Raw genomic sequence first — 25257 nt, 5'->3', positions numbered from 1 at the left:
GACGCGACCAGCAACGGGGAACTCCAGGACGGTGTCGTATCCGGCCTGGTGGTGGCAGGCCCATCGCTCGTTGCCGTTCCTGGGCCGCAGTCGCGGACGGCGGAATCAGCGCATCGCGACCACGGCTGGAAGGTCGCTGCTACGGCGGGCCATATCACAACCGGTCTTGCCGTGGCGGTCAGCCTGGTGATCGCCACGGCAAGACCGTTGCCTCACACGGGTAGGGCGGGTTCCTGGGCGGATGCCGCCGCGCGCTCCTCAGTCGCACCCCTGTCGCGTGGGCGAAGGAGGGTCGCACCGATCAGCAGGGTGACGAAGGCGAGGGCGGCGAAGACCAGCAGGCTGGTCGAGATACCGGAGTCGCCGTAGACGAGCACGCCGGGCTTCGGGGATGTGGCGGTGGAGGTCATGATGGCGAACGCCACAGTGGTCATGGTGGCGCCGATGACGCCGGTACTGAGCCCGCCGGCCGACGACATCGAACCCTGCTCCGAGACCGGCGTGCTTGCGATGACCAGGTTCGGCACGGCGCCTGTCGCCCAACCGAGCCCGAGGCCGAAGAGCACGGCGCCGACGAGCAGCTCCCCAACCGTGTCGTGCGCGAGCATGAGCGCCAGCGAGCCGGACGTGAGCAGGCCCAGGCCGATGTACATCATCAGCCTGGGGCCGGTCCGCCGGACCAGCACGCCGACCAGCACGCCGCCCACGACACCGGCGAGCGCGAACGGGCCCTGCACAAGGCGGCCGTACTCGGTCGCCGACAAGCCCAGGCCGTAGCTGCCGCCCAGGTGCCTGGGCGTCATCGCCAGCAACCCCACCAGGGTAGTGGTGATCGCTGCGAGACCATAGGCCACGCCCCCGCCCAGTACCCCGAGCAGGAGGGTCCGGCCGACGAGGAGCCGCAGGTTGAGCACCGGTTCAGGAATCCGGAGCGATACGACCACGTAGACCCCGAGCGCGACCACTCCGCCGATCATCAGGCCGAGGGCACGGGCCGAACCCCACCCCCACTCCGCGCCCTTGCTGACGGGGAGCAGGATCAGCGTGACACCGCCGGCCAGCAGGAGCATGCCCATCGCGTCGATGCGCGCGGGACGGCGCACGCCCGTCTCCGGGGTGGTCAGCAGCATGAGCGTCCCCATCACGACCAGCCATGAGAGGTTGAACAGGTAGAGCGAGCGGAACCCGAGGTGATCAAGAAGGACGCCGATGACGATGGGCGCACCGACCAGCAGGATCCCGATGCCCGTCACTGACACGCTGGCGGCGAAAGGAACGAGCTTCTTCGGATAGACATCCCGGATCAGCGAGTAGCACAGGAAGAGCAGGCCGGTGAGCGGGCCCAGCAGAATGTGACCGACGATCATCATCCAGAACACGGTCGCGGTCGCGCCGAGGATCTCGCCGAGGCCGGCCACGACCAGCGAAATCCAGATCATCCGGCGCTTGCCGTACAGGTCGGCGAGCTTGCCGAGCAGGGGGGCGGACGCGGCTCCGGCCAGCAAGTTGGCCGTCAGCAGCCAGCCACTCTGCGTGGTGTGGAAGTGGTTGGTGATCTTGGGAATCGCGATGGCGGTGCTCACATTGGTGAACGACGCCGATTCGACGAGGCAGACCAGCGAGATCAGGGACAGGGCAAGCCGCGGAGTCCATCCAACACTGCGGAAGGTGCCCTTACCTGCGGGGACGGGAGCGGAACTCAAGAGGTCCTCCGAACGCATCAATTATTGGAACGCCACGTTGGGACTCTTGAAATATCAAGTTACCATTCTGAGATGTCAATTGGTTGAACTGAACTATCATTCCTCTGAAATTGACATCTATCGGCGGGGATCCCCAAGGCGGGACTCTCCGCCGTGCCCTGGGTGGGCTGTCAGATCGTTCTTGGCCTCCGGCAGCAATGCCTGCCATGAGGAAACTGCCCGCCGAGCATGTCGGCGACGGTGTCGACCTGGGCCCTGAACCACGCTTCGGCCCGGGGGAAAGAGAGCCCTTCCTGGTGCCGGCGTTGCTGAAGCCGGCGAAGCCGGACGAACAGGGCGATCCGATGTCGCCGCTGCGCTGGAGCACGAAGTCCCGGCAAGCAGTTGGGGTAGTTGCCGAACCCCGGACGGCAATGACGCCCCGCCGGCGATCCGGTGCAGGTAGGTCGGGTAGCCGGAGGGAGTCGCACCCTCCGGCTCCCACGGATCCGCCCCGTCCCGGTCGAAGCCCTCGTTCCCGGCGCGCCGACGGGTGTGGTTGCCCGCCAGTGGCGCGCTGACCGTGGCCTGGTGTTCAGAGGCGGCTCGCTCCAGGTTCGGCGGCCACCTCGCACCTGAGCGTCACGGCCCACGGGCTACGGTCTGCGCGTGGTCAGCTCACCGGCGGGTGCTTCCCCCGTCGACGGCGATGATCTGGCCGGTGATGAACGCTGCGTCGTCGGACGCGAGGAATGCCACCGTGCCGACGACCTCCTCAGGCGTCTGCAGCCGCCTGAGGTCCTGCATCTGTACGGTCTGGGCGATGAACTCCTCGCTCGTGTGCTGGAGCACCTTGGCGGTCCCGACCAGGCTCGGCGCGACCGCATTGACCGTGACGTCATATGCCGCCAGGTTCGCCGCCAGCACGGAGGTGAACCCGTTCAGGGCGCCCTTGGCGGAGATGTAGGAGACAAGGGGCGGCGGGCTCACCCAGTAGCTCGAGGACGTCATGTTGATCACCCGGCCCGCGCTGGAGTGCTTGAGGTCCTCGAGGAATGCCTTGGCCGTCAGGAACGCGCCATTGACGTTGACCGAGAAGGTCTGGGTCCACTCCTCGAAAGTGACCTGCTCGAAGTCGCCCATGGTGACATTGACCGCGTTGTTCACAAGGATGTCCACACGGCCCAGCGTGTCCCGGACTTCCGCGGCGAAGGCGTTCACCTGCGCACCGTCGGACACGTCGACCTTTGCACTGAGGAACCGCCGTCCGTTCGCTTCCACGAACGCGCCCGTCTCGTCCGCCGGACTGACATCGGCAACCGCGATGTCAGCGCCTTCCGACGACAGTCTGCGCGCGATCTCCTGACCGATTCCTGAACTGCCGCCGGTCACCACGGCGATCCTGCCTGCCAGACGTCCAGCCATGACACAACACCTCACAAGAATTCGACGGACGGGGTGGGACCTGACCGCCTGCGAAATCGACGTACACCCCGCCTGGACGCGCCCCAGGCAGCAGAGTCCTGGCGGACGCGGCACCCGCCCGAAAAGGCCGTTGCGTCAGTGGATGCATTACGGCGGGGCCATCAGGGCCCTTCTGGTCGGTGTGGGAATCGTGATCCACGCCGGTCCCGAAGGGCCCTCACCCGTTCACGACCCCGAAATCGAGGACTGCACAACCGTCACAAACTCCGGGACGGAGCATCCAGCTGGTCACAGGCGATCCCTCTGTCAGGCCGGGATGCGCGGGATGCGCAGAGGCCACGGATCGAGTTCGGCACTCGACGCGATGACGCGCGAGGAGCAGATGGTGAACAGGCCATCAGCCCGTCAGGAGTCAGCCGAAGGAGCGGTACCGGCCTCGGCGAGGGCACCGGCCGCCTTCGTACTGACGTCGAAGAAACCAGCCGGTGTGCTGCGCGGCGCGTTGTCGTCGGGGTGGGCATTCTGCGGGTCGCGGCCGGCCTCGACGTCATCGACCGCCTGGCGCAGCATGCGGCGCAGCATCACGATGCCCTTGTCCGCGGAGGCCAGGGTCTCCTCCGAGTGCAGGGTGATCGGGCCCTGCGAGCCCTGGGCCTCGAAGTCACCGGGAAAGCGCTGCTTCTCTTCCTCGGTCAGCTCGAAGTACAGCTTCCCGTTCTGCCTGATACCGGTGACCACGTGCAGGACCCGCTCGATGTCCTTCCCCCGGACGACGATGAACGCCCGGGTCGTCGTGTCGTCGGACGGCACGACCCAGATCAGGCAGTCGTGACGCCGGCCGGGGTGGGCCCAGGCGGTGTCGGGTAGCGCGATGATGGTGGGCACCTGCACCTCCACGACCATCTCCACCTCGGCGGTCGTGCCGTCCGGCTCCTTGCGCTCGAACCGCTGCCCGGTCATCGCCCCCCGCTCGGTCCGCTCGTACCGGATCTTTGCAGGGGCCGTGTCGGGGTCGAAGAACGAGTGCGGGAGCCCGTCGGGCGTACCGGTCATGTCGAACTGCGGGCCGCTGTGGTGGTAGTGCAGCCACATCGGATGCACCGCGTCCAACGCGTTCTCGAAGCCCTGCAGCCAGTTGAAGTCGGTGAACATGCCCGTCACGTCCTGCCCGGGGACGGGGATCTCGGCGTAGATCGCCTCGCCCTCCTCCAACTCCTCGAAGAAGTCATAGCGCGGCAGCGGCGGCTTGCGCTCCGGCGGCCCCATGTAGACGAACACCAGGCCATAGCGTTCCTCGACCGGGTACCAGGGCTGGCGGGCCACGTCGCGGCGCCGCCCCCGGCCGGGCTCGCACGCCTGCTCCAGGCAGTGCCCCTGAACGTCGAACTTCCACCCGTGGTAGCAGCAGCGGATTCCGTCCTCCTCGATACGTCCGTAGTACAGGCTGCTGCCCCGGTGCGCGCACCTCTCGAACACCACACCCGCCCGGCCGGCACCGTCCCGGAACACGATCAGGTCCTCCCCCAGCACCCGGGTGCAGTGCGGGACTTCACTGGTCAGTGCGCCTGAGTTGGCGACCGGGTGCCAGTACCGGCGCAGCGCCTCCCCCATCGGCGTCCCCGGGCCGACCTCGGTCAGCCGCGCGTCGTGCGAAGGCCGCGGCCGCCCGTAACCGGTACCGGTATCGGTACCGGTTACGGGGGCGGAGTTCTGGATCGTCATATCTCTCTCCTTCTCCATTGAAGTCAGACGGCAGGACCGGCTCCGGCCTTCGCAGATCACCAGATCGTGACCATCGAGCGGTCGTAGTCGGTTGCCCGCCAATGGGAACGGAAGCGGCGATGACTGCCCCGGTCCGGACCTGTCGGGAGCAAGCGCGGTGAGACCGCTGCGGAGAACCTTTTCGGCGGGCCCGGTCGGCAGGGCAACAGTCCCCGGAGTGCTGACCGACAAAACCGGCGGCTACCGCTTCGGTGAATGGTTGCCCATCATGAGGTCGGCGAGGTCGTCCGGCTTGAGGAATGAGGGCGGCACAGGCTCCGCCCACCCGTATTCCCGTGTCGCATCGGCAACGACTTCCGGCTTCCAGAGCTGGTCTTCGAGTATGCAGTCGATATCCGAGAAGTACTCGGAGTAGTTTCCCGCGGGATCCCTGAGATACCAGAAGAAGTTCGATCCGATGAAGTGGCGCCCCATGCCCCAGATGTGCCGCTCCGGGTTACCACGCAGCATGTCCGCCGCACCCCGGCCCACTTCGTCGACATCGTTCACCTCCCAGGCAGTGTGGTGCAGGTAGCTCACGGGCGACTGCTGGACGAGCACGTTGTGGTGGTCGGAAGAACAACGCAGGAACGAGGCAAGCCCGACGATGTGGTCGGTCACCTTGAAGCCGAGGCCCTTGGTGAAGAACAGGTGGGATGCCTCCTGGTCGAGGGAACCCACCATGAGGTGACCCAGCCGGCGAGGGCGGATCCGGGTGGTGCGTGTCACGGCAGCCGCCCGGCCGTTCGGCCTGTCCGGGCGGCCGGGCCCGTTGGTGGGAGCCACTGCCGCGGGCGCCTGTACCAGGCGGGGCGTTATCTGGACCCTGACGGTGAGCCCGCTGTTCGGCTCCTCGGTCAGGAGACTCGCCCCCTCCCTCTTGTAAGCGACGTTCAAGGCCGTCAGCTGACTGCCGATGCGTGCCAGGTCGTCCTCATCGTCGGCCCTCAGGGCCAGCTCGAGGAGACGGCGCTGGGGGGAGCCCACGATCGCGAGCTGCTCACCGCCATCGAGGGTTGCGAAGCGCCGACGGGCGTCTCCGGGACTGGAGACCTCACGCAAGCCGAACTCGTCGTAGTAGGCCGCTACTTCCTGGACGTTCGGCACTCCGACAACTATGGACCGTATACCGTGCAAGCTCATGACGGGTCCTCCCTGGGCGCTCGTTCACAGTCACACGGCGGCCGAGTCGATTCGACGTTCGCGGAGTGAGATCTCAGATGCCAGACACATAAACTGTAAGCAGGGGTTGGTGATATTTCAAGGTTGCCAACAGATACATCAGTTAGCCTTGATCGCAGTTCCCGGGACTGACCAGCCCCAGAAGACCAGGGCGTCGAGAACGGCTGGAGCAGAGGGGGCCAAGGTTCGTCGCCGAGGCCTGGATCCGCCCGAAGAAGCACTCCTGCCGGCTCATTCGTCGTGATGAGCGCCTACGGCCAGGGGCCTACCCGCCCCTCACCGCGCGTCCGGGCAAGCCTGCGCGCCATGGCGATCGAAAGCCATGGTCTGCCGGTGATCGAATCGAGGCCCCGCGCAGCCCCCGCAGGGGATCAGTTCCGATTACCGAGGGCGGTGGTTCCGAAGAGACGACTCATGATCGCGCTGGCGTCGATCTCGCGGCTGATCCCGCCGAACAGTCGAGCGTGCTCGTCGTCGTGGCTGCCAGGCCATGTGTGCACCCCGCCCTCGAGGACGTACTGGTCGACGAGCGGGTGGCCGCTGGGGTCGACATACCTGACCAGTCGGGCCCCGTCACTCACGCGGTAGCGCCGGGGAAGGGGTTCGGCGTCGGCGTCGGCGGCGATCGCTGCCGCGGTCTCCAACACACCGGCGTCCCAGCGGGCGTCCGGGCCCCCTTTGAAGGGGTTCACCGGGTCAGCGGTTCCGTGGAAGGCGACTATGGACGGCAGGCGATGCGGGCGGTCGTCTCGCGGATGCGCACGGCCCGCTGCGCCTCTTGGGCGGCGCAGCCCAGCCACGATGCCCGCGGCGGCGAAGCCTTCCCTGGCGTACAGCAGGTGTGAGCACAACCGGCCTCCGCCGGAGTAGCCGGCCAGGTAGATCCGTCGTCTGTCCAGCGGCAGTAGACGATCCAGCTCGTCGAGCAATGCGCCGATGAAGCTGATGTCGTCGGCACTGTGCGGTTGACCGGCACCATCGGCGTGCGGGAGCGGTACGCCGGGTACGTTCCACGCATAGCCGGGCTCCCACCCGGGGAAGAGGGTCAGGGGTATGGCGGCCTGTGGGAGGACGTGAACGAGACCGAGCTCCTCCGCCACACGGTGCAGTCCGCTGACTCGGAACTGCTGCTCCGGATGTGAGCCACTGCCGTGCAGTTCCACCAGTACCGGGACTCGGCGCCCTGTCTGATCGAGTTCCGGCGGCAGGTGGAGCGCATACGTACGGTCCATGCCGTCGTGGTGGATGGTCCGGCGTTCGGTGTCGGCGTAGCGGCTCATTGCGCGACCGCCTGATCCACGGCGGTCCGGAGCAGATGGGGTTCACGACCACTGTCGATCACGGAGAACGTGATCGAACTGACCTTTGCGATGTGCCGGGCCACCAGGTCGGCGCAGCGTTTGCCGTCGCGTCGGAGCGCCGCCTCGAGGATCGCGTCGTGGTCGGCCTCGGCCAACCGTGCCACCGCATGCAGATCCTGCTGCCGGCTGAGCATGAGAGAGCGGTACCGTTCCGCGGATTGCCACAGCTCATCGGCCATCCGCCTGATGCGATCGCCGGCACGGCTGAACATCAGCGCGTGGAAGCGCCGATGGGCGTCTGCGGCGGCCTGGGCGTCCGACCCTGCGGAGAGCTGACGATGTTCTGAAGCAGCCGCGGACAGCTCAACCAGGTCCTGGTCGGTCAGGGCCGGCACCGAGAGCCGGACGGCCATGGGCTCGACGGCGAGCCGGAGGGCGCACAGCTGCTCGAAGTCCTTCATCTCGAGTGGGGCGACGCGGACCTGACGGTTGTGCTCGGCCTGGATGAGCCCCTCGTTCTGGAGCATCCGAAGAGCCTCGCGAAGGGTGGGGCGGCCGACACCCAGTCGAGCAGCCAGCTGCACCTGCGACACGCGCTGACCGGGGGCCAGTTCGCCAGTCAGGATCGCGTGGCGGACGCGCCGGTACGCCGACGCGACCCCCCCGAGTTCCACAGGTGCGGAGGCATCAGACCCGGCGCGTGTGTGATGTTGATTCGGCATGCCACAACTGTAGTCAGTACGAGAGTCGCAGGCAATGAAAACTCCTGCATCTAAGCACACAAAGTGGACACTTAGACCAGCAACTGCCGACAGTTTCTTCTTGACGTCTACTTCTGCATACAGATTCAATGCTGTCAGTAAGCGGGAGTACCCGCCGCCGATCAAGGAGGACCCCGTGCCAAGTCGGCCCTACTACGCGAAGCTCAACGAGTTGCCCAAGGCAGCCGGGCTGGACGGGGCGTTCCGGCGCACGGCGATCGTCGCCGATCACGCACTGATGCAGCTCGTGTGGGTCGACCCTGGTCACCCGCCCGTTCCCACCGATCAGCACCCCTTCGACCAGACCTGCTTCGTGTTCTCGGGAACCCTCGAGCTTGTCCTCGACGGTCGCGACCGCTACGTCGTCGGTCCGGGCGAGTGCCTCTACATCCCTGCGGGAGTACCTCACGACGCCCGGGTCCTCGGCACCGAGACGGTCTTCGCTCTCGATGTCTTCGCGCCCGGCCGGGAGGACTATCTGCCACTCGCAGATCATCAGCTGGAACGCGAACCACGGCCTGCGCAGGAACGATGACAAGGAGACAGGCATGACCACGCTTCAACACGCGACCGGGGTGACGGTGACCTCCGGCTCCGAGGTCTATCCGGATGCCGGGACCGAGCCGCCGAAGGGTACGGCCGAGCACGCGCTGTGGCTGGTCCACTGGCATCTCGAGTGGGAGAATCCGGAGCAGCTCGACCAGCTGGCGACGCTCTACAGCGACGACATCACGTGGGAGTTCCACATCCCGGGCGCCGACCTCGTCTATGGCGGGAAGCCCGCGGTGCTCGACAACTACCGCCGGCTGCTCGTTGTCCTCCAGGACCTCCAAGGTTCTCTTGTCGACGCATATGCCACTTCGGAGCGCTGCTTCATCGACCAGCGCATCAGCTACGTCGTCGGGCCCGGATCGGAAGGTCTGATGGACCCGTCCGTGCTCCCGCCCGGTGCGCGTGTGGAGGGTCGGCTCATGCACAACTTTCATGTCCGTGACGGACTCTTGAGTCGCGAGGTCGCGTACTTCGTGCCCTCCCCGCCCGTCACCAGCTGAGGGCCGTCGTGCAAGCCGTCGTCGTCACCGACACCAACGGTGCCGGTGTCGTGGAACTCCAAGAGGTCCCGGATCCGCGCCCCGGACCGGGTGAGGTGCTGGTTCGCGTCGAAGCCGCGGGGGTGAACTATCACGACATCATCGCGCGCACCGGACTGCTCGGCTCGGCTCCTCCCTTCATCGCAGGAGTCGAAGGAGCGGGAACGATCGTCGAGGCCGGCCCGGGGGTCGACGACCTCGCTCTTGGCCAACGCGTGGCGTGGCCGCTCGCCGAAGGCAGTTTCGCCGAGTTGATCGCCGTATCGTCGGCACTCGTCGCGCCGATACCGGATGCCATTTCCGTGGAGACTGCCGCGGCCTTGACAGCGCAAGGCGTGACTGCTCACTACCTCGCGACGGACGCCTACGAGACCGCCCCCGGGCACGATGTCCTGGTCCATGCCGGGGCCGGCGGAGTCGGACGCCTCCTCGTTCGCCTCGCATCCCATCGTGGTGCGCGCGTCATAGCAACGGCGTCGACGCCGCAGAAGGCGGACGTGGCTGCCTCGGCGGGCGCCGCGGCCGTCTTCGGGTACGACGACGTTGTCGACGGAGCACGAGGTGCCACGGCCGGTCGTGGTGTTGACGTGGTCTACGACGGCGTCGGGAAGGCCACCTTTGAAGCGAGCCTTTCGGCAGTCAGGCGACGAGGCCACGTCGTTCTCTACGGCGCCACCAGCGGGGCCGTGCCGCCGTTCGACCTCAGACGGCTCTCCTTCCTCGGATCGCCATATCTCAGCCGGCCGGCGCTGCGGGACTTTGTCGCCAGTGCGAAGGAGATGCGCGCACGTGTCCAGGCCGTCTTCGACCTCGCCGAATCCGGTGTCCTCGACGCGTCGGTGACCGGACGTTTTCACCTCGGCGACATCGAGAGAGCGCATCACAATCTCACGAACCGAGCCGGCTGGGGAAAGCAGGTGCTGCTCCTCGACTCCGGGACGCGCGCCACGGCGGATGTCGCGTAGCAGCCGACAGTCGGCTGGAGCCCGCCACCGGACTGCTGAGCGGCACGCTCGCTGCGGGCGGTGTTCACCTCCGGGAGGCCGGTCGGATGCGGATCCGGCCAAGGACGTCGAGCAGGGCTGAGTGAACGGTGCGGGCGTGGCCGGGGTCCGTGCGCGTGAGCGGGTCGGCTCCGTCGTTCGACTCACCAGGAGACATCGATCCTGGGAGTCGTGGGCCTGGTCCGCCAAGCACCAGGGAACAGCGACAGCGATCCGCCGACTTGACGAGAAGCTATTGACAAAACTCCTTCGTGCGTGTTCCGTGATGGAGGAATTGATGCATCAGACTGACTAATTTGACATCTCACCATTCTGGACACCCATGGTGGACACGGCCATGGGCCTCTCGCCTCCTCTCACTGCGCACTGTCGCCTGCTCGAGTGCACTGACCCTTGCGCGCCCTGTCCGGCCGTTCGGTCAGTCCCTGGCGTCGAGCTGCCGCCATCGACTGACCGGGTGACGGGCGGGAGGAAGCGGCGACGGAAGTGACCGACACAACCCTTTCGTGTCCGCAGCACAGCCAGCGGCTTCACGGGCTCGGGTGGCACCTTTCGCCGTCAACAAGAAGAAGACCGAAAGGGAGAAGAAATTGGGAATCCTGAACGGCAAGGTCGCGATCGTCACGGGCGGGGGCCGGGGCATCGGCAGAGCGCATGCTCTGGAGCTGGCCGGCCAGGGCGCGGCCGTGGTCGTCAACGATCCCGGTGGGGAGTTCAGCGGCGACGGCGACTTGAACAGTGGGCCCGCCGAGGACGTCGTGCGGGTCATTGCCGCCGCCGGCGGCCGCGCCGTGGCCGACACCACCGACATCTCGGACTGGGACGGTGCCGGGGCCCTGGCACAAGCGGCGTTGGAGGCGTTCGGGCGACTCGACATCGTCGTCAACAACGCGGGCATCACGCGCTTCGGCGCCATCGACGTCATCTCCCGGCACGACTGGGAGCGAACCATCGCGGTCAACCTGACCGGCACAGCCGCCCTCAGCCACGCGGCAGCCGTCCGCTGGCGCGAGCAGGGCCCACAACCAGGCCGGAGAATCATCAACACCTCGTCCGGCGTCGGGCTCTTCCCCCATGCCGGCAATCCCATGTATGTCGCCTCCAAAGCGGGCGTCGCAGCCCTCACCATCGCCTTGGCGGACGAACTGGCCGAGCTCGGCGTCCGCGTCAACGCGGTGGCGCCGGTCGCCCGGTCGCGCATCAGCGAGACAGTGGCCCCCGCTGTCATGAAACCGGTCGAGCAGGGCTTCGACCGCATGGCCCCGGAGAACGTCGCAGCCGTCGTTTCGTATCTCGCGTCGCCGTCCTGCCGCTTCACCGGCCGGATCCTCGGCATCCTCGGGGACCATCTGACCGTGGTTGACGGCTGGTCGATCAGCCGTCACCTCGACAACGCCGACCAGCGTTGGACCCAGGATGCCTTGCAGGCCGCGCTTGCGGACGTTCCTCTGCAGCAGGCGGTGGCGCAACAGGCGCTGGCCGGCGTGGAGGAGGCACTGTGGCCGACGCCTGAAGTGCTGGCGGCCCTCGCAGGCGTCGAGGAGCAGTAGTCCCGAAAGGTGTGAGCGCCCCGGTCCAGCCGTGATCCCGGGGCGGTGGCCTCGGACAGGCCTGTGAGGGGCGGCTCGACAGAGACCTCACATGATCGCGGTGCTGCGCTCCGCGGCCGACGAGGGCGTGACCTTCTTCGACACCGCCGAGGTCTACGGCCCCTACGCCAACGAGGAGCTGCTCGGCGAGGCGCTTGAGCCGATCCGCGACCAGGTGGTGATCGCCACCAAGTTCGGCTGGGACATCCAGGACGGACGCAGCGTGGGCCTCAACAGCCGTCCCGAGCAGATCCGCCATGTCGCGCAGGAGTCCCTGAAGCGGCTCCGCACCGACGTGATCGACCTGTTCTACCAGCACCGCGTCGACCCCGATGTACCGGGAAGCCGCGCGGGCAGAGCACCGCGGCTGTGCGGCCCGTCACGGTATGTCCTGCGGACGAGAGGTGGGGCGCGACCACACCGCCACCTTCTGATCGGAAACCAGACACGAAAGGGCACAACCATGGAATCTCCCTACGACAAAATTGGAAAGTTTCCGTCGTTCACGCTGAAGAGCAATGACGTGCAGGACGGTGCGGTTCTTCCGATCGCGCAGATCAGTAGCCGGATCGGTGGCACGGACACCTCCCCGCATCTGAGCTGGTCGGGTTTCCCCGCCGAGACCAGGAGCTTTGCCGTCACCGTGTACGACCCGTATGCGCCGACGGCGAGCGGGTTCTGGCACTGGGCGGTCGCGGACGTCCCGGCATCGGTGACGGAACTCCCGGCAGGGGCGGGCGACGACTCCGGCTCCGGTCTACCGGAGGGGGCGTGGCAACTGGCCAACGACGCGCGCCTGAAGCGCTACGTCGGTGCCGCGCCGCCTCCCGGCACAGGCGAGCACGTGTACTACATCGCCGTCCACGCGGTCGACGTGGAAAAGCTCGACTTGAACCCGGACGCCACCCCGGCCTACCTGGGCTTCAACCTCTCCCTGCACACACTCGCCCGTGCTGTGATGACCGGACGGTTCGCCGCGCGGTCATAGGAACGGCGAGGACCCGAGGTGATGCGGAGTCACTTCGACCGGCCGAACGCCCCGTGCTGACGCAGCTCGAGGCGTTCGCTGCCGTAGGAGTCGGCCGGCCGCAAGAGCGCACGCCTCCCAACGCGCGATTTGGGCTGCGCTGCTCGTGGGCGTAGGCGTCCAGTCCATCCAATGAGGGGCATCTGACATGACAGATCAGCATAATTGAAGCAGCACAAAGTGCGAGAGAGATGCTAATTTCGAAGTTACAGGGCAAGCTGAGATCTTTCCCAGGACGAAGGTGACAGACGGTGGCCGTTGACGAGCCTGTGGCACTTCCGCTGCGCGAGATCGCCTACTGTCGTCTCCGCGAGGACATCCTTTCGTGTCGCCTTCTCCCCGGACAACGGATCACCGAACGCCAGCTCGTCGCTGAGACCAAGCTGGGCATCTCCGCCGTCCGCGAGGCGCTCACGAGACTCGACCACGAAGGGCTGGTCCACACGCAGCCTCGCCGGGGGTACCAGGTCAAACCGATGACCATCAGAGGAGTCGACGACCTGTTCAACTTCTGGGAGTTCCTCGGTCCCGAGACAGTCCGCCTCGGCGTCACCGAGGCCGCCCAGGAGCAGCTCGACCGTGTTGTCGCTGCGCGTCAGCAGTTCCTGGAGCTGCAGTCCACCGACTTGCCCATCCGCGAGTTGACCCAACGACTGCTCGAACTGGCGGAGGACATGTTCGAGGTACTGACGAACGCGACAGGCAATCCCTACATCATCAATGCGTATCGCCCGGTGGTCGGCGAGCTGAGACGGGTGTTGTCGCTGCTCAACGATTCGACCTTGATCTTCTCCGTCTCCCCCGAGTACATGGCGAGTTGGAACGAGGCGCTCAGTCGCCGCGACGGCGAGAAGGCCGCCGAGCTCGCCCGTCAGTACATCCAGCAGTCACACAACCGCGTCCTGCAGGTACTCGCGCGGTGGCCATCGGTCACCACCACGGAGATCGTGCCACTGCCATGATCGGCCATCCAGCCCGTAGAGCGCAGGGAGCGCCGTCGGTGACCAGGGGGGCGGCGGCGTCCACGAGGGGGAACCTCCGGCAACGATGCGTGAGCGGGCCCGAGGCGTCCGCACCGCATCACCCATCCGCCTCGCGCACGCGTGATGCGGTGCGGGACGGGTGCGGCTTCGGCTCCGCGCCGCAGAACCCGACCATCGACGACGAACACGCCGACGGACTGTTCACCCCCTGCGCCTCCCGAGGCCGCAGCCCTCACATCTCTTACCCCACGCCCGGCGAAAGGCGACACCCGTGACCACGCCACCCCCGACCACTGTCGACGACGCCGAAACGGCCCTGCTCACAGCGTGGCTCGCCCCCACCATCGAGCCCCTGCGCGCACTGCTGCACCCCCAGTTCACCATCGTCCACTCCCCCGCCGGACTCATCCAGGACAAAGAGCAGTTCCTCACCGACACGGCGCAACGCCCGAGTCCCGAGGACGTGCAGATCCTCACGGCCACCATCCGCCACTATCCCGACACGGCGACGGTCAGCTGCCTGCAGGAAATGCGCATCCCCTTCGTGCCCGGCACACCCCCCTTCGTCATCCAGCAGGCCGTCACCCGCGTCTGGGTCCGCACCGACGACGGCTGGCAACTCGCCCAACTACAGCTCGCCCGGCGCCTACCACCCTCATGAACCACGAGTGAGCGTGCTCCAAGGTCCGGGAACGGGGCCACACCGGGTATCGGATCCCGGCGGCAAGCCCCGCCCGCCCGGGAGGATCGCCGCCGACGTTCCGGCCCGGAGTAGAGGACGTGTGCGGGCGCGGTCTGGGCGACAGTGCGTGAGGTCACACGAGGGTCTCCCATGCCGGCGTGTGCCAGGCCTGCCCGGGAGACATACGGGGAGTCCCTTCCGGATGTGCCCCCGGCGTGGGGCGGGCCGAGCTCACTGGGGCACCCCGGGCCGCTCGGAGCCCGCCAGCCAGGCGGCGCCCTCCGCGTAGAGGCGGTCGACCGCCTCGCCGACCAGGCCCGGCAAGCCGGGCTTCACCGTGAACCCGGCCTTCGTCTGCACATATCCGAGGTAGCGGTAGCCGACCGGGAACCGGGCCAGCAGCTCGGGGGCGAGCTTGAGAGAGGCGCCGGGGTCGACGACATCGAGGCGGTCCTTCTCGTAGATGGGCTGTCTGCGGACGATCGTCCACTCGCCGTCGTCCCGGGAGAGGAAGTCGTAGAACCGGCCGGTGCACACCACATCCACCAGCACGCCGTCCACTTCCGCGCGCTGACTGATCGTCATCTTCGTCTGGGCGATCGCCCGTTCCCCCGCCACGTCCGAGGTGTGGCCGCCGAGGAAGTGCAGGATGCTGACCCCGTTGTCGAAGCCCTCCTTGCTGGCGGCTATGAACTCCGCGGCGGGGGCCTGCAACCATGTGGCGCTCATCCACCCGTCCTTGTGCCAGACGGTGGCGAACCGTTCCCAGTCGCCGGCGTCCCGCCACAGCGCCCAGTTCTCCACGAGCTGTCTGATCTTCGCTTGATCCGCGTTCACCGAGATCTCCGTTTCTGGTCGGTCGTCGGGGACACCGCCCATGGGGGGAATGGCCGCCTGCTGTTTCCGGCGTATGCGATGCGCGTACGCCGATCAGATCGGGTAGTGCCGCTCCCCCGACTGGATCGTGACCCAGCGGAGTTCGGTGAACTCCTCCAGCGCCGCCTTGGAGCCGAAGCGGCCGAAGCCACTGGCGCCGACGCCTCCGAACGGCATCTGCGGCTCGTCGTGGACCGTGGCACCGTTGATGTGGCAGATCCCCGACCGGATGCGGCGCGCCACGTCCAGCGCGACTCCGCCGTCCCGGCCGAACACCGCGGCGGAGAGCCCGTACTCGCTGTCGTTGGCCTTGGCCACGGCATCGTCGATGCCATCGGCCTCGATGATCGATGCGACGGGCCCGAACGACTCCTCGGTATAGATCCGCATCTGCGGTGTCACGCCACGAAGAACGGTCGGCTGGACGTAGAGCCCGTCCGCATCGCCGCCGGTCAGTACCTGCGCGCCGCGCGCGCGGGCGTCCTCGACCAACGCGAGGAGGTGGTCGCGGCCCTGTGCGTTCACGAGGGGACCGATCTGGGAGGAGGGGTCATCGGGCGGTCCGACGACGAGTTTGGCGGCGCGATCGGCCAGCCGCCGACTGAACTCGTCGGCCACCGAACTGTCGACGATCACCCGCTCGGTCGACATGCAGATCTGGCCCTGGTTCATGAACGCGCCGAAACTGGTCGCGGCCGCGGCGGCCTCCAGGTCGGCGTCGGGCAGTACGAGCAGAGGTGCCTTCCCGCCCAGTTCCAGCACGACACGCTTGAGGTGCCGCCCGGCCAGTTCGCCGATGATCCGGCCGACCCTCGTCGACCCGGTGAAGTTCACCCGAGCCGTGCTGGGATGAGCAACCAGGGCCTCGACGACCTCGGCGGCGTCCTCGGGGGCGTTGGTGATCAGATTGACCGCACCGGCCGGCACACCCGCCTCGTGCAGCACCTCGACGATCGCGGTCTGGGTGAGGGGCGTCTGCTCGGACGCCTTGAGCACCACGGTGTTGCCGTAGACCAGCGGCATCGCGATCGCCCGCACGCCAAGAATCAGCGGCGCGTTCCACGGTGCGATTCCCACGACGACGCCGGCCGGCTGCCGGATCCCCAGGGCGGTCAGCCCCGGCACGTCGGAAGGGATCACCTCACCGACCGCGGAGTACGCCTGCGCCGCGGCCTCGGCGAGCATGCCCTTGGCGACGTGGGCGTTGAACATGCACCACGGCCGGGTCGCCCCCATCTCCGTGCCCATGACCGCGGAAATGTCGTCGGCTCGCGCCTCCAGCAGCGCCGCCGCACGCTCCAGCACCTCCCGGCGGCGGGCCGGTGGCAGTCCCGACCATGCCGGAAGTGCCGCGGCCGCGGCGTCGACCGCGCGGCGGGCGTCGGCGGCGGAGGCGGCCGCGACCCGAGCGATCGGCTTGCCTGTCAGCGCCTCGGTCGTGTCGATGTACCGCTCCGCCTCTGCCGCGACCCGGCGCCCGTCGATGAACAGGTCACAGGTCGGGGTGGCGGGCTTGGGGTCGGTCCCTGACATTCTTGTCTCCCTCGACAACACGGGCTGCTCGCCACGGCGGCGACAGCGACTATCTGAATTGACGCGGATGCCCCTGAAGCGGACTGCTCATCGACTTTCCACTGTTCGGGCCCGAGACCGCGCGGACCGCTGGTGACGATCACGGCTGTTCACTTCGGCCCCTCGGGTGCCGCCACGATGGTGTTCCGGAGCACACCGACGCCCGACACCTCGATCTCGGTCACGTCACCGGGAGCGAGAAGACGCGGCGGATTCGCGGCCAGCCCGATCCCGCCCGGCGTTCCCGTGGCGATGACATCGCCGGGGGCCAGCCGGGTGAACCCGGTGACGTAGCGCAGAATGGCCGTGAAATCGAAGACCAGGTCATCGAGCGTGGCGTCCTGCCGTTTCTCACCGTTGACTCGCGTGGTGAGCCGTACCGACCCGAGGTCGTCGAATTCGTCCATGGTGACCAACCAGGGACCGAACGAACCAACACCGGTGAAGTTCTTGCCCGGGAGCCACTGGCTGTTGTGCAACTGCCAGTCCCGCAGGCTCAGGTCGTTGTAGCAGGACAGTCCCGCGATCGCCGCCCGCGCGTCGGCGTCCGTCTCGATCCTCGACACGTGACGTCCGATGACGACCGCGACCTCGCCCTCATAGTCCAGCTGCTTCGAGTTCGGCGGATGCACGACGGGTTGTCCGTGGCCGACCTGGGTGTCGGCGAACCGGCTGAAGACGGTCGGGTGCTCCGGTTTCTCGACGTGCCCGGTCTCCTCCCGGTGGTCTGCGTAGTTGACCCCCACACACAAGATCTTCGCGGGGTCGGGGACCGGCGGCAGGAACTCGATCTCAGCCAGTGAGTACGTGGCCGCGCGGCGCGCGCTGAGCCGCTCCAGCGTCCCCACCAGGTCGCGCTCCAGCAACTCGCGGATCGATGTCGCATCCCCGGCGAGTGTTTCGGCGCCGTCGACGACCCCGTCGGCCGACAGGACGCCGAACGACTCCTTTTCACCGACGCGATAGGTGAGCAGCTTCATGGGCAGCCCTTTCGGAATCAGCCGTCACATCCCTGGGCAACGGACTCATGCGAGTGTCTTCTTCTCGGTCTCCAGACCTACATACCGGCCGCGGTGGAAGACCAGCGGCTGCTCCCCCGAAACCCCTTCGAAGTCAGCCGCTTCCCCGACGACGATGAAGTGGTCGCCGTGCTCGTGGACGGCCGTGATCCGGCAGTCGATCCATGCCCCCACCCCCTCGAGCACCGGAGAGCCTGTCGCCGGCGCAGGACGCCACGACAGGCCCGCGAACTTGTCGGCCGCAGGCACGGCGAAGGCGTTGGAAATGTGCTCCTGGTCCGCAGTGAGCACGTTCGCGCAGAAGGAACCGGACCGGCGTATCCGGCCGATGCTCGTCGACGACACCCCGGGCAGAAACCCGACCAGCGGCGGATCCGCCGACACCATGAGGAAGGTGGCGACGGTGAGCCCGACCGGTTCACCGTCGTCGACGGCGGTTATGACGGCAATGCCGCTCGGCATCGCCGTAAGAAGCTCACGGAAACGGTCGGCGTCCTTTCGGACGTCGCCGTGCGTCGGTTCGTAATCGTCACCCACGGAACCCTCCTCATCCCGCGATCGCGGCCTTCTCCGCGATCACGACCGCCATTGCGTCCACCCAGCGGCGCGCGGCTCGGGATCCACGACCGTCGCCAGAATCTGATATTTCAGGTCATGCTAGTTGATGTGACCTAGGCAGGCAGAGCCTCGCCACACCCCCGTCGGCCGACGATGTCGACCTGCGGACTGAGTAACCATTGACAAGTTTTCGTGCACTGACGCTATCTTTGATGTGTCAGATCGGCAAGATTGATGTTCCACAGTTCCCGATGAGGCAGCCGCACGCCCGGAGCCTTGGCTGACGTCCGAACGAGTTCGCCCTGCGGCGCCCACCCGACGCGACCAGAGTTTTCGAGCTCAAAGGAGAGAACGATGACTGTCACGTCTTCCGGCCAGGACACCGGGACCGGTTACGGCCGTCCCGCCTCATCGCATGATGCCCGCCTGACCGAGGTGGGGCCGGAGACCCCGATGGGCGAGGCGCTGCGCCGGTACTGGCATCCGGTCGCCTCGTCGAGTGCGCTGACCAGCGACCTGCCGCACCGCACGCGGATCCTGGGCGAGAACCTGGTCGTCTTCCGCGACGGCAGTGGCCGTCCCGGCGTGGTCTTCGAGCGCTGCGCGCACCGCGGCAGCAGCCTCTTCTACGGCCGCGTCGAAGAGGACGGCATCCGCTGCTGCTACCACGGCTGGAAGTTCGACGTGCAGGGCCACTGCCTGGAGCAGGCCTGCGAGCCCGGCCGCGGCCTGCGCCGTGACGTCGCCCGCCAGCCCTGGTACCCGGTCGAGGAGCGCTACGGCCTCGTCTTCGTCTACATGGGCCCGCCCGACCGCAAGCCCCCACTGCCCCGCTACGAATGCCTCGAGAACCTGGCGGACGGCGAGTCGCTGTTCTCCGAGGTGCCCGTCCCAGGCCAGAACGTCACCGGGCTTGTCGGGGACTTCAACTGGCTGCAGGCCTTCGAGAACGCGATGGACCCGGTCCACGCCATGTGGCTGCACTACACCCACAGCGGCCCGCAGTTCGAAGGGACCGGCACCATCGGCTTCCCCCCCTCCTACTTCGACCCGTACACGGTCTCCGACAAGATCCGGTACAACATCACGACCGACCACGGACTGATGTACCGCCAGCGCTGGCAGCGCGACCAACCGGACGGCACCACCGCCGACATGGACTGGTGCTTCGAAGTACAGCTGCCCAACATCATCGCCCTGCCCGACTTCGTCGAGGTCGTCCCCGACCGCCGCCACGACTGCCTGATCTGGATCGTGCCGTCCGACGACACCTCCTACCGGGCTTTCATGGTGGTCCGGGCCCAGAGCCCGGACCGGCTGACGCGGATCGTCCTGGGCATCAAGCAGAACGGCAAGCTGTTCTTCGAACTGACCGAGGAGGAGAAGCAGCGCTTCCCCGGCGACTTCGAAGCCCAAAGCTCCCAGGGCCCCATCACGCAGCACTCCGAAGAGACCCTGGCCACCTCGGACAAGAGCGTGGTGGCGCTGCGCCGCATGCTGAGGAAGATGGTGGACGACGTCGAAGCCGGCCGCGACCCCATCAACGTCGAACACGGCCAGGCCCAGCTGCGCCAGGTGAAGTCAGGCGTGTTCACGGTCAGCCCCGGTCTCACCGCCCGGTCCACAGCCGTTGCCCCGTCCGTCGCCGACGCACGAGTGGGTTGATCGATGACGGCTTCTTGGACCGACGCGGTCGTCGCCGGCCGGACCATGACGACCCCCCGTGTGGTCGTCCTCGACCTGGAACCGGCCGACGGCACCCCGTTCCCCCCGCACGAAGCCGGAGCCCACATCGACGTACTGGTGGAGCGCAACGGCCCCGACGCCGAGCTGGTCCGCCAGTACTCCCTGTGCGGCGAACCCGGCAACCGCAAGCGCTACCGCCTCGCCGTCCTGCGCGAGGAACACTCCCGGGGCGGCTCGTCGGCGATGCACCGACTCCAGGTCGGCGACCACGTACAGATCTCCGCCCCACGCAACAACTTCCCGCTCGCGCCGGCACGCAGGCACCTGCTGTTCGCCGGCGGCATCGGCATCACCCCACTCGCCGCGATGGCCCAGGAACTCGACGACGCCAACGGCGACTACACCCTCCACTACTGCGCACGCTCCGCCACGGACGTCGCGCTGACCGAATGGCTCTCCGGCCACCCACACATCGTCCTGCACCTCGACGACCAACCCGACGAGCAGAGACTCGACCTGCACCGTGACCTCGGCCACCCGGCCGCGGACACGGCCGTCTACGTCTGCGGCCCGGGCCCCTTCATCGACCACGTCCTCGACGGCGCCCGCGAGCTGGGCTGGCCGGCCGCCGCCCTGCACAAGGAACGCTTCACACCGACCACAACCGCCGCCGACAGCGACCCCGGCAACGGCTTCACCGTCCGGCTGGCCTCCACCGGCGCCGAATACGACGTCCCCCCGGACGAAAGCATCCTCGACGTCCTGCTCCGCAACGGCGTCGACGCCCCCTCGTCCTGCCAGCTGGGCATCTGCGGCGAATGCGTGGTCCGCGTCCTGGCCGGAGAGCCCGACCACCGCGACGACGTCCTCACCGACGACGAACACGCCGGCGGGCTGTTCACCCCCTGCACCTCCCGCGCCCTAAGCCCCCACATCGAACTCGACCTCTGAGCCCACACCCGGTGAAGGCGACAAACACCGTGACCACGAAACCCCCAACCACCCTCGAGGACGCCGAAACGGCCCTGCTCACAGCGTGACCCGCCCCCACCGCCGAGCCCCTGCGCGCACCCCGGTTCACCGCCGCCCACCACCCGCCGGTCCTCCCGGACCGCCCTCATCCTCAAGGAAACACATGACTGCCCCCTCCTCACGAGTGCTCCCGCCCCCGAGGCACGCCCACCCGTTCGTAGGCGGTGCGGCATGAGGGCCCCGCTGACCTACGAAGCCGCCCGCGCCGCCGCCGACGCCGTCCTCACCGCCGGCCGCGCCGAAGGACTGCACCTCGCGGTCGCCGTCGTCGACCGCGGTGGCATCACCCGCATCCTGCTCGCCGACGACGGCGCCGGACCCATCGCCATCGAAACCGCCCGCCGCAAGGCCTACACCTCCGCCGTCACCGGCTTCACCACCACCGTCTTCGCCCAGTTCGCCGCCAGCCCCCAGATGGCCGCCGTACCCCAGCACACCATCGACGCCAACCTCCTGCCCGCCCCCGGAGGACTGCCGATCACCGTCGACGACTCAGAAGTGATCGGCGGCATCGGCGTCGGCGGCGCCGACGGCGAAACCGACGACCGCATCGCCGCCACCGCCCTCAAGAGCATCGCCGACCTGCTCGCCTGACCGGCTCGACTGCCAAGGATGTGCCTCCTATGACCACTGTCCGTGATGTGACGTACGAGCTGCTGCGGACGCACGGCCTGACAACCGTCTTCGGCAATCCGGGTTCGAACGAACTGCCGTTCCTCGCGGGCATGCCGGACGACTTCCGCTACATTCTGGGCCTGCACGAGGGCGCGGTGCTGGCCATGGCGGACGGCTACGCGCAGGCATCCGGTGGGCCCGCCGTGGTGAACCTGCACGCCGCGGCCGGAACCGGCAACGCGATGGGCGTGCTGACGAACTCGGTGTACTCGCACACCCCGCTCGTGGTGCTGGCGGGCCAGCAGGTCCGCAGCACCATCGGCCAGGAGGTGGTGCTGTCCATCGTCGAGCCGGAGACGCTGCTTCGGCCGCTGGTGAAGTGGAGCGGCCAGCCGGCCTGCGCCGAGGACGTGCCGCGGGTGATCAGCCAGGCGATCCACACCGCGACCCTGCCGGCCCGGGGCCCGGTGTTCGTGTCGGTGCCGTATGACGACTGGGCCCAGCAGGCGCCCGAGGAGACGGCACACCTGCTGCGGCGGCGGACCGCCGCCGGGGCCTGCCTGAGCGGTGACCAGCTCGCCGAACTGGTCACCGCGCTCGACGAGGCGGCCAGCCCGGCGCTGGTGCTGGGGCCCGATGTCGACGCCTCGGGCGCGTACGGCGAGGCGGTGCGGCTGGCGGAGGCCCTCAACGTCCCGGTGTGGCTGTCCCCGTTCTCGCCGCGCTGTTCCTTCCCGACCCGGCACCCCAGCTTCCGCGGCCTGCTCCCGGCGTCGGTGCGGGGCGTGACACAGGCGCTGGCCGGGCACGACCTGATTCTGGTGATCGGCGCCCCGGTGTTCCGCTACCACCAGTTCGATCCGGGACCCTACCTGGCGCCCGGCGCCCGGCTCCTGCAGGTCACCAGCGATACGGGCGAGGCGACTCGCGCTCCGATGGGAGAGGCCTTCGTCGGCGCGATTCACGACACCGTCACCCGGCTGGCCGACGCCGTCACCCCCGGCCGGCGTCCCCCGCTTCCTCCCCTGCCCGACTTCCCCGTCCCGGCGGCGTCGAAGGACCGGGTCCACCCGGAGCGGCTGTTCGCCGACCTGCGTGCGCTCGCGCCCGCCGACACCATCTGGGTGTCGGAAACGACCTCCACGATAGGCGCCTTCTGGGCGCACATGGACATGCAGCACCCCGGCAGTTACCTGTGGCCGGCGTCGGGCGGTCTCGGATTCGGCCTCCCCGCCGCGATCGGCGCCCAACTGGCCCGGCCAGAACGGCAGGTCGTCGCGCTCATCGGTGACGGTTCAGCGAACTTCGGCATCACCGCGCTCTGGACGGCCGCCCAGCACGACATCCCCGTCATCACGGTCATCCTCAAGAACGGGACCTACGGGGCGCTGCGCTGGCACGCCGAGATCATGGACACCGGCGAGGTGGCCGGGATGGACGTCCCCGACATCGATTTCACCCTGCTCGCACGTGGCTACGGCATGGACGCCACATCGGTGAGCACACCCGAGGACTTCGCCGCGGCGTTCAAAACGGCCCTCGGCAGCGGCAAACCCACCCTGATCGAAGTCGAGACCGAGCTCACCCGGCCGTGACCGTGGTGCGGGCGGCCCGGGGTGGCAGCCGACGGACTCCGTACATCCCTGTCGATTGATGAGGAAACCGCGATGATCAAGCCTTGGCTCTTCGAGTTCTTCCAGTCCGTGCACGACCCGGCCGGACGCGACGACCCCGCCACCGTGCACGAGCAGTTCCGCCGCTACCTCGATCTGTGGGTCGACGACGAGGCACTCGGCTTCGAGGGCGTCTTCTTCAGCGAACACCACTTCGGCCCGGGCTACAGCCCGTCGCCGAACCTGGTGATCGCCCACCTCGCCGCCCGCACCACCACCCTGCGCCTGGGCGTACTCGGCTCCGTGTCGGTCTACGCCACCCCGTGGCGGGTCGCCGAGGAGTTCGCCATGCTCGACCACCTCACCGAAGGACGGCTGGAGATGGGAGTGGTCAGCGGCATCCCGCCCGAGCTCGCCGTCGTCGGCATCTCCCGCGAACACGCCGCCGAAGTGCACGCCGAGACACTCGACGTGCTGCTGGCCGCCGTCACCAAGCCCGCCGTCACACACCAGGGCAAGCACTTCTCCTTCGAGGACATACGCATCACACCCCACTTCCTGCGGCCCTCACCACCCGTCTGGACCGCCGCCACCAGCGAGGCCTCAGCCCGCCGCGCCGGGGAGCGGGGGCTGAAGATGTGCGGCGGCTTCGCCAACGTCGACAAACTGGTGCCGGTCTACGAGGCCTACCAGGACGCTGCCCGCTCCGCGGGCATGCCCACCGGCCCCGACCAGGTCGGCATCCGCCGCGAGGTCGTGCTCGTCGAGGACGAGGCGGACCTCGAGCGGGCCACACGGACGGCCAAGGACGGCCACGACGAGTTCTTCCGGGTGTCTTTCGAGAGTCTGAAGATCCCCGACGCACCGCAGATGAAGCTGGACCCCGACGAGCTCATCCTCGGCACACCGGCGCAGGTGGCCGACGAGATCATCCGCCAGTGCCGGGCCCTCGGCGCCGGCAACTTCATGGCCACCTTCAACTACGCCCCGGCCGAACTGCGCCGAACCCACGAGGTGTTCGGTCGCGAGGTCATTCCCCTGCTGCGCGCGGCAGGGATCGGCTGACCCGGCGATGAGCGACTTCTCCACCTTCGACTACGTTCCCGGCGGCGACCCGCGCCAACGGCTGGACGTCTTCGCCCCCGACCCGGCCGCCGATCTGCACACCGCCGTCCTGGTACTGCACGGTGGCGCCTTCCGGCTCGGCGACCGTGCAGCCGTCCACACCCGGTGCCAGGCACTCGCCTCGCACGGAATCACGGCGATCGCCGCCGGCTACCGGCTGCTGGACTCCGCGGCATGGCCCGCGCAGCTCGACGACGCCCGGGCGGCTCTGCGGTGGACACACGAGCACGCCGACGAACTCGGCATCGACGCCGGGCAGATCGTTTTGCAGGGGCACAGCGCGGGCGCCCTGCTCGCGCTGCTCCTGGCCGGAACCGCAGGCCGCGACGAACCCGACGTGCCCGGCGACGCGTCCCCGGTGCCGGTCCCCGCGGCCGTGATCGCGTACTACGCTCCCGCCGCGCTGTCGCTGACGCCCGGTCAAGATGAGCTGCCGGCCCAACAGATACTCGGGCCCGACGCCACGGCCGACGACGCCGCGGCGGCCAGCCCGATCAGCCACATCGACGGGCATTACCCACCGACCGTGCTGTTCCACGGCACCTCCGACCGGTTCCTCCCATCCGCCACGAGCCTGCTGTCTAGGTACTCCTCTGAGTGCACCATCGAGTACGAAGTTGTGTGCACCACAGCTCAGGCCACGTCGGTGTCCCGCTCGATGGCCTGGAGGCGG

23 protein-coding genes and 1 pseudogene are annotated in these 25257 nt (G+C 68.0%); 14 read left to right on the top strand and 10 right to left on the bottom strand.

Features of this window, described 5'->3' with window-relative positions; all coding sequences use genetic code 11:
- Nucleotides 1-212 precede the first annotated feature (212 nt).
- The 6 genes from ACFY1U_RS49525 to ACFY1U_RS49500 form a co-directional block, all read right to left on the bottom strand.
- Nucleotides 213-1703 carry an MFS transporter gene (locus ACFY1U_RS49525; RefSeq protein WP_390700687.1) on the bottom strand — a complete coding sequence of 497 codons (1491 nt, stop codon included), beginning with the start codon at nt 1701-1703 and terminating at the stop codon, nt 213-215.
- A gap of 657 nt (nt 1704-2360) precedes the next feature.
- Entirely contained in the window at nt 2361-3107 is a 747-nt protein-coding gene (locus tag ACFY1U_RS49520) for an SDR family NAD(P)-dependent oxidoreductase (protein WP_390700686.1), read from the bottom strand.
- A gap of 405 nt (nt 3108-3512) precedes the next feature.
- Complete coding sequence (locus ACFY1U_RS49515; protein WP_390700685.1) at nt 3513-4829, bottom strand: Rieske 2Fe-2S domain-containing protein; 1317 nt, start codon at nt 4827-4829, stop codon at nt 3513-3515.
- Between the two features lie 240 nt (nt 4830-5069).
- Nucleotides 5070-6011, bottom strand: coding sequence for a VOC family protein (locus tag ACFY1U_RS49510; RefSeq protein ID WP_390700684.1), 942 nt, complete (start codon nt 6009-6011; stop codon nt 5070-5072).
- Between the two features lie 410 nt (nt 6012-6421).
- Nucleotides 6422-7330, bottom strand: coding sequence for an alpha/beta hydrolase family esterase (locus ACFY1U_RS49505; RefSeq protein ID WP_390700683.1), 909 nt, complete (start codon nt 7328-7330; stop codon nt 6422-6424).
- Nucleotides 7327-8073, bottom strand: coding sequence for a GntR family transcriptional regulator (locus ACFY1U_RS49500; protein ID WP_390700682.1), 747 nt, complete (start codon nt 8071-8073; stop codon nt 7327-7329). The genes ACFY1U_RS49505 and ACFY1U_RS49500 overlap by 4 nt, the downstream gene beginning before the upstream one ends.
- 175 nt (nt 8074-8248) lie before the next feature.
- On the opposite strand from ACFY1U_RS49500, the gene ACFY1U_RS49495 reads away from it, so the two are divergent.
- From ACFY1U_RS49495 to ACFY1U_RS49460, 8 genes and pseudogenes are all read left to right on the top strand, one after another.
- Nucleotides 8249-8647: a cupin domain-containing protein gene (locus ACFY1U_RS49495; protein WP_390700681.1), complete on the top strand. Its 399-nt coding sequence runs from the start codon at nt 8249-8251 to the stop codon at nt 8645-8647.
- Between the two features lie 13 nt (nt 8648-8660).
- Complete coding sequence (locus tag ACFY1U_RS49490; protein WP_390700680.1) at nt 8661-9164, top strand: nuclear transport factor 2 family protein; 504 nt, start codon at nt 8661-8663, stop codon at nt 9162-9164.
- 8 nt (nt 9165-9172) lie between these two features.
- A complete protein-coding gene (locus ACFY1U_RS49485) occupies nt 9173-10168 on the top strand; it encodes a quinone oxidoreductase family protein (RefSeq protein WP_390700679.1) in 996 nt (331 codons plus the stop codon).
- Between the two features lie 581 nt (nt 10169-10749).
- Nucleotides 10750-11757: an SDR family NAD(P)-dependent oxidoreductase gene (locus ACFY1U_RS49480; RefSeq protein WP_390700678.1), complete on the top strand. Its 1008-nt coding sequence runs from the start codon at nt 10750-10752 to the stop codon at nt 11755-11757.
- Between the two features lie 91 nt (nt 11758-11848).
- Nucleotides 11849-12124: pseudogene (locus ACFY1U_RS49475) on the top strand (aldo/keto reductase); the annotation flags it as partial.
- A 135-nt stretch (nt 12125-12259) separates the two neighbouring features.
- Nucleotides 12260-12784 carry a YbhB/YbcL family Raf kinase inhibitor-like protein gene (locus tag ACFY1U_RS49470; protein ID WP_390700723.1) on the top strand — a complete coding sequence of 175 codons (525 nt, stop codon included), beginning with the start codon at nt 12260-12262 and terminating at the stop codon, nt 12782-12784.
- Nucleotides 12785-13074: 290 nt separating this feature from the next.
- The gene (locus tag ACFY1U_RS49465; protein ID WP_390700677.1) at nt 13075-13785 is read left to right on the top strand and encodes a GntR family transcriptional regulator; all 711 of its coding nucleotides are present in this window, start codon (nt 13075-13077) and stop codon (nt 13783-13785) included.
- A gap of 292 nt (nt 13786-14077) precedes the next feature.
- Nucleotides 14078-14467 carry a nuclear transport factor 2 family protein gene (locus ACFY1U_RS49460; protein WP_390700676.1) on the top strand — a complete coding sequence of 130 codons (390 nt, stop codon included), beginning with the start codon at nt 14078-14080 and terminating at the stop codon, nt 14465-14467.
- A gap of 252 nt (nt 14468-14719) precedes the next feature.
- Here ACFY1U_RS49460 and ACFY1U_RS49455 read toward each other — a convergent pair whose 3' ends face one another.
- From ACFY1U_RS49455 to ACFY1U_RS49440, 4 genes are all read right to left on the bottom strand, one after another.
- On the bottom strand, nt 14720-15325 hold the full coding sequence (locus ACFY1U_RS49455; RefSeq protein ID WP_390700675.1) for a nuclear transport factor 2 family protein: 606 nt from the start codon (nt 15323-15325) through the stop codon (nt 14720-14722).
- Nucleotides 15326-15418: 93 nt separating this feature from the next.
- Nucleotides 15419-16897 carry an aldehyde dehydrogenase gene (locus ACFY1U_RS49450; RefSeq protein WP_390700674.1) on the bottom strand — a complete coding sequence of 493 codons (1479 nt, stop codon included), beginning with the start codon at nt 16895-16897 and terminating at the stop codon, nt 15419-15421.
- A 149-nt stretch (nt 16898-17046) separates the two neighbouring features.
- Nucleotides 17047-17916: a fumarylacetoacetate hydrolase family protein gene (locus tag ACFY1U_RS49445; RefSeq protein ID WP_390700673.1), complete on the bottom strand. Its 870-nt coding sequence runs from the start codon at nt 17914-17916 to the stop codon at nt 17047-17049.
- 45 nt (nt 17917-17961) lie between these two features.
- Entirely contained in the window at nt 17962-18492 is a 531-nt protein-coding gene (locus tag ACFY1U_RS49440; protein ID WP_390700672.1) for a flavin reductase family protein, read from the bottom strand.
- 375 nt (nt 18493-18867) lie between these two features.
- On the opposite strand from ACFY1U_RS49440, the gene ACFY1U_RS49435 reads away from it, so the two are divergent.
- The 6 genes from ACFY1U_RS49435 to ACFY1U_RS49410 form a co-directional block, all read left to right on the top strand.
- Nucleotides 18868-20178: a Rieske 2Fe-2S domain-containing protein gene (locus ACFY1U_RS49435; protein WP_390700671.1), complete on the top strand. Its 1311-nt coding sequence runs from the start codon at nt 18868-18870 to the stop codon at nt 20176-20178.
- Between the two features lie 3 nt (nt 20179-20181).
- Nucleotides 20182-21150, top strand: a complete 969-nt coding sequence (locus ACFY1U_RS49430; protein WP_390700670.1) for a PDR/VanB family oxidoreductase — start codon at nt 20182-20184, stop codon at nt 21148-21150.
- A 252-nt stretch (nt 21151-21402) separates the two neighbouring features.
- Nucleotides 21403-21825, top strand: a complete 423-nt coding sequence (locus ACFY1U_RS49425) for a heme-binding protein (protein ID WP_390700669.1) — start codon at nt 21403-21405, stop codon at nt 21823-21825.
- Between the two features lie 29 nt (nt 21826-21854).
- Nucleotides 21855-23441 carry a benzoylformate decarboxylase gene (gene mdlC, locus ACFY1U_RS49420; protein ID WP_390700668.1) on the top strand — a complete coding sequence of 529 codons (1587 nt, stop codon included), beginning with the start codon at nt 21855-21857 and terminating at the stop codon, nt 23439-23441.
- Between the two features lie 72 nt (nt 23442-23513).
- Nucleotides 23514-24524 (top strand): LLM class flavin-dependent oxidoreductase, encoded by a 1011-nt coding sequence (locus ACFY1U_RS49415; RefSeq protein ID WP_390700667.1) that lies wholly within the window; start codon nt 23514-23516, stop codon nt 24522-24524.
- A 7-nt stretch (nt 24525-24531) separates the two neighbouring features.
- On the top strand, nt 24532-25257 hold a 726-nt coding region (locus ACFY1U_RS49410; RefSeq protein ID WP_390700666.1), incomplete at its 3' end, for an alpha/beta hydrolase.

It is taken from the genome of Streptomyces sp. NPDC001351, assembly GCF_042896045.1.
Lineage (GTDB): Bacteria > Actinomycetota > Actinomycetes > Streptomycetales > Streptomycetaceae > Streptomyces.
The sequence above is the reverse complement of the archived record's forward strand: the minus strand, read 5'-3'. Positions and strand labels throughout refer to the sequence as shown.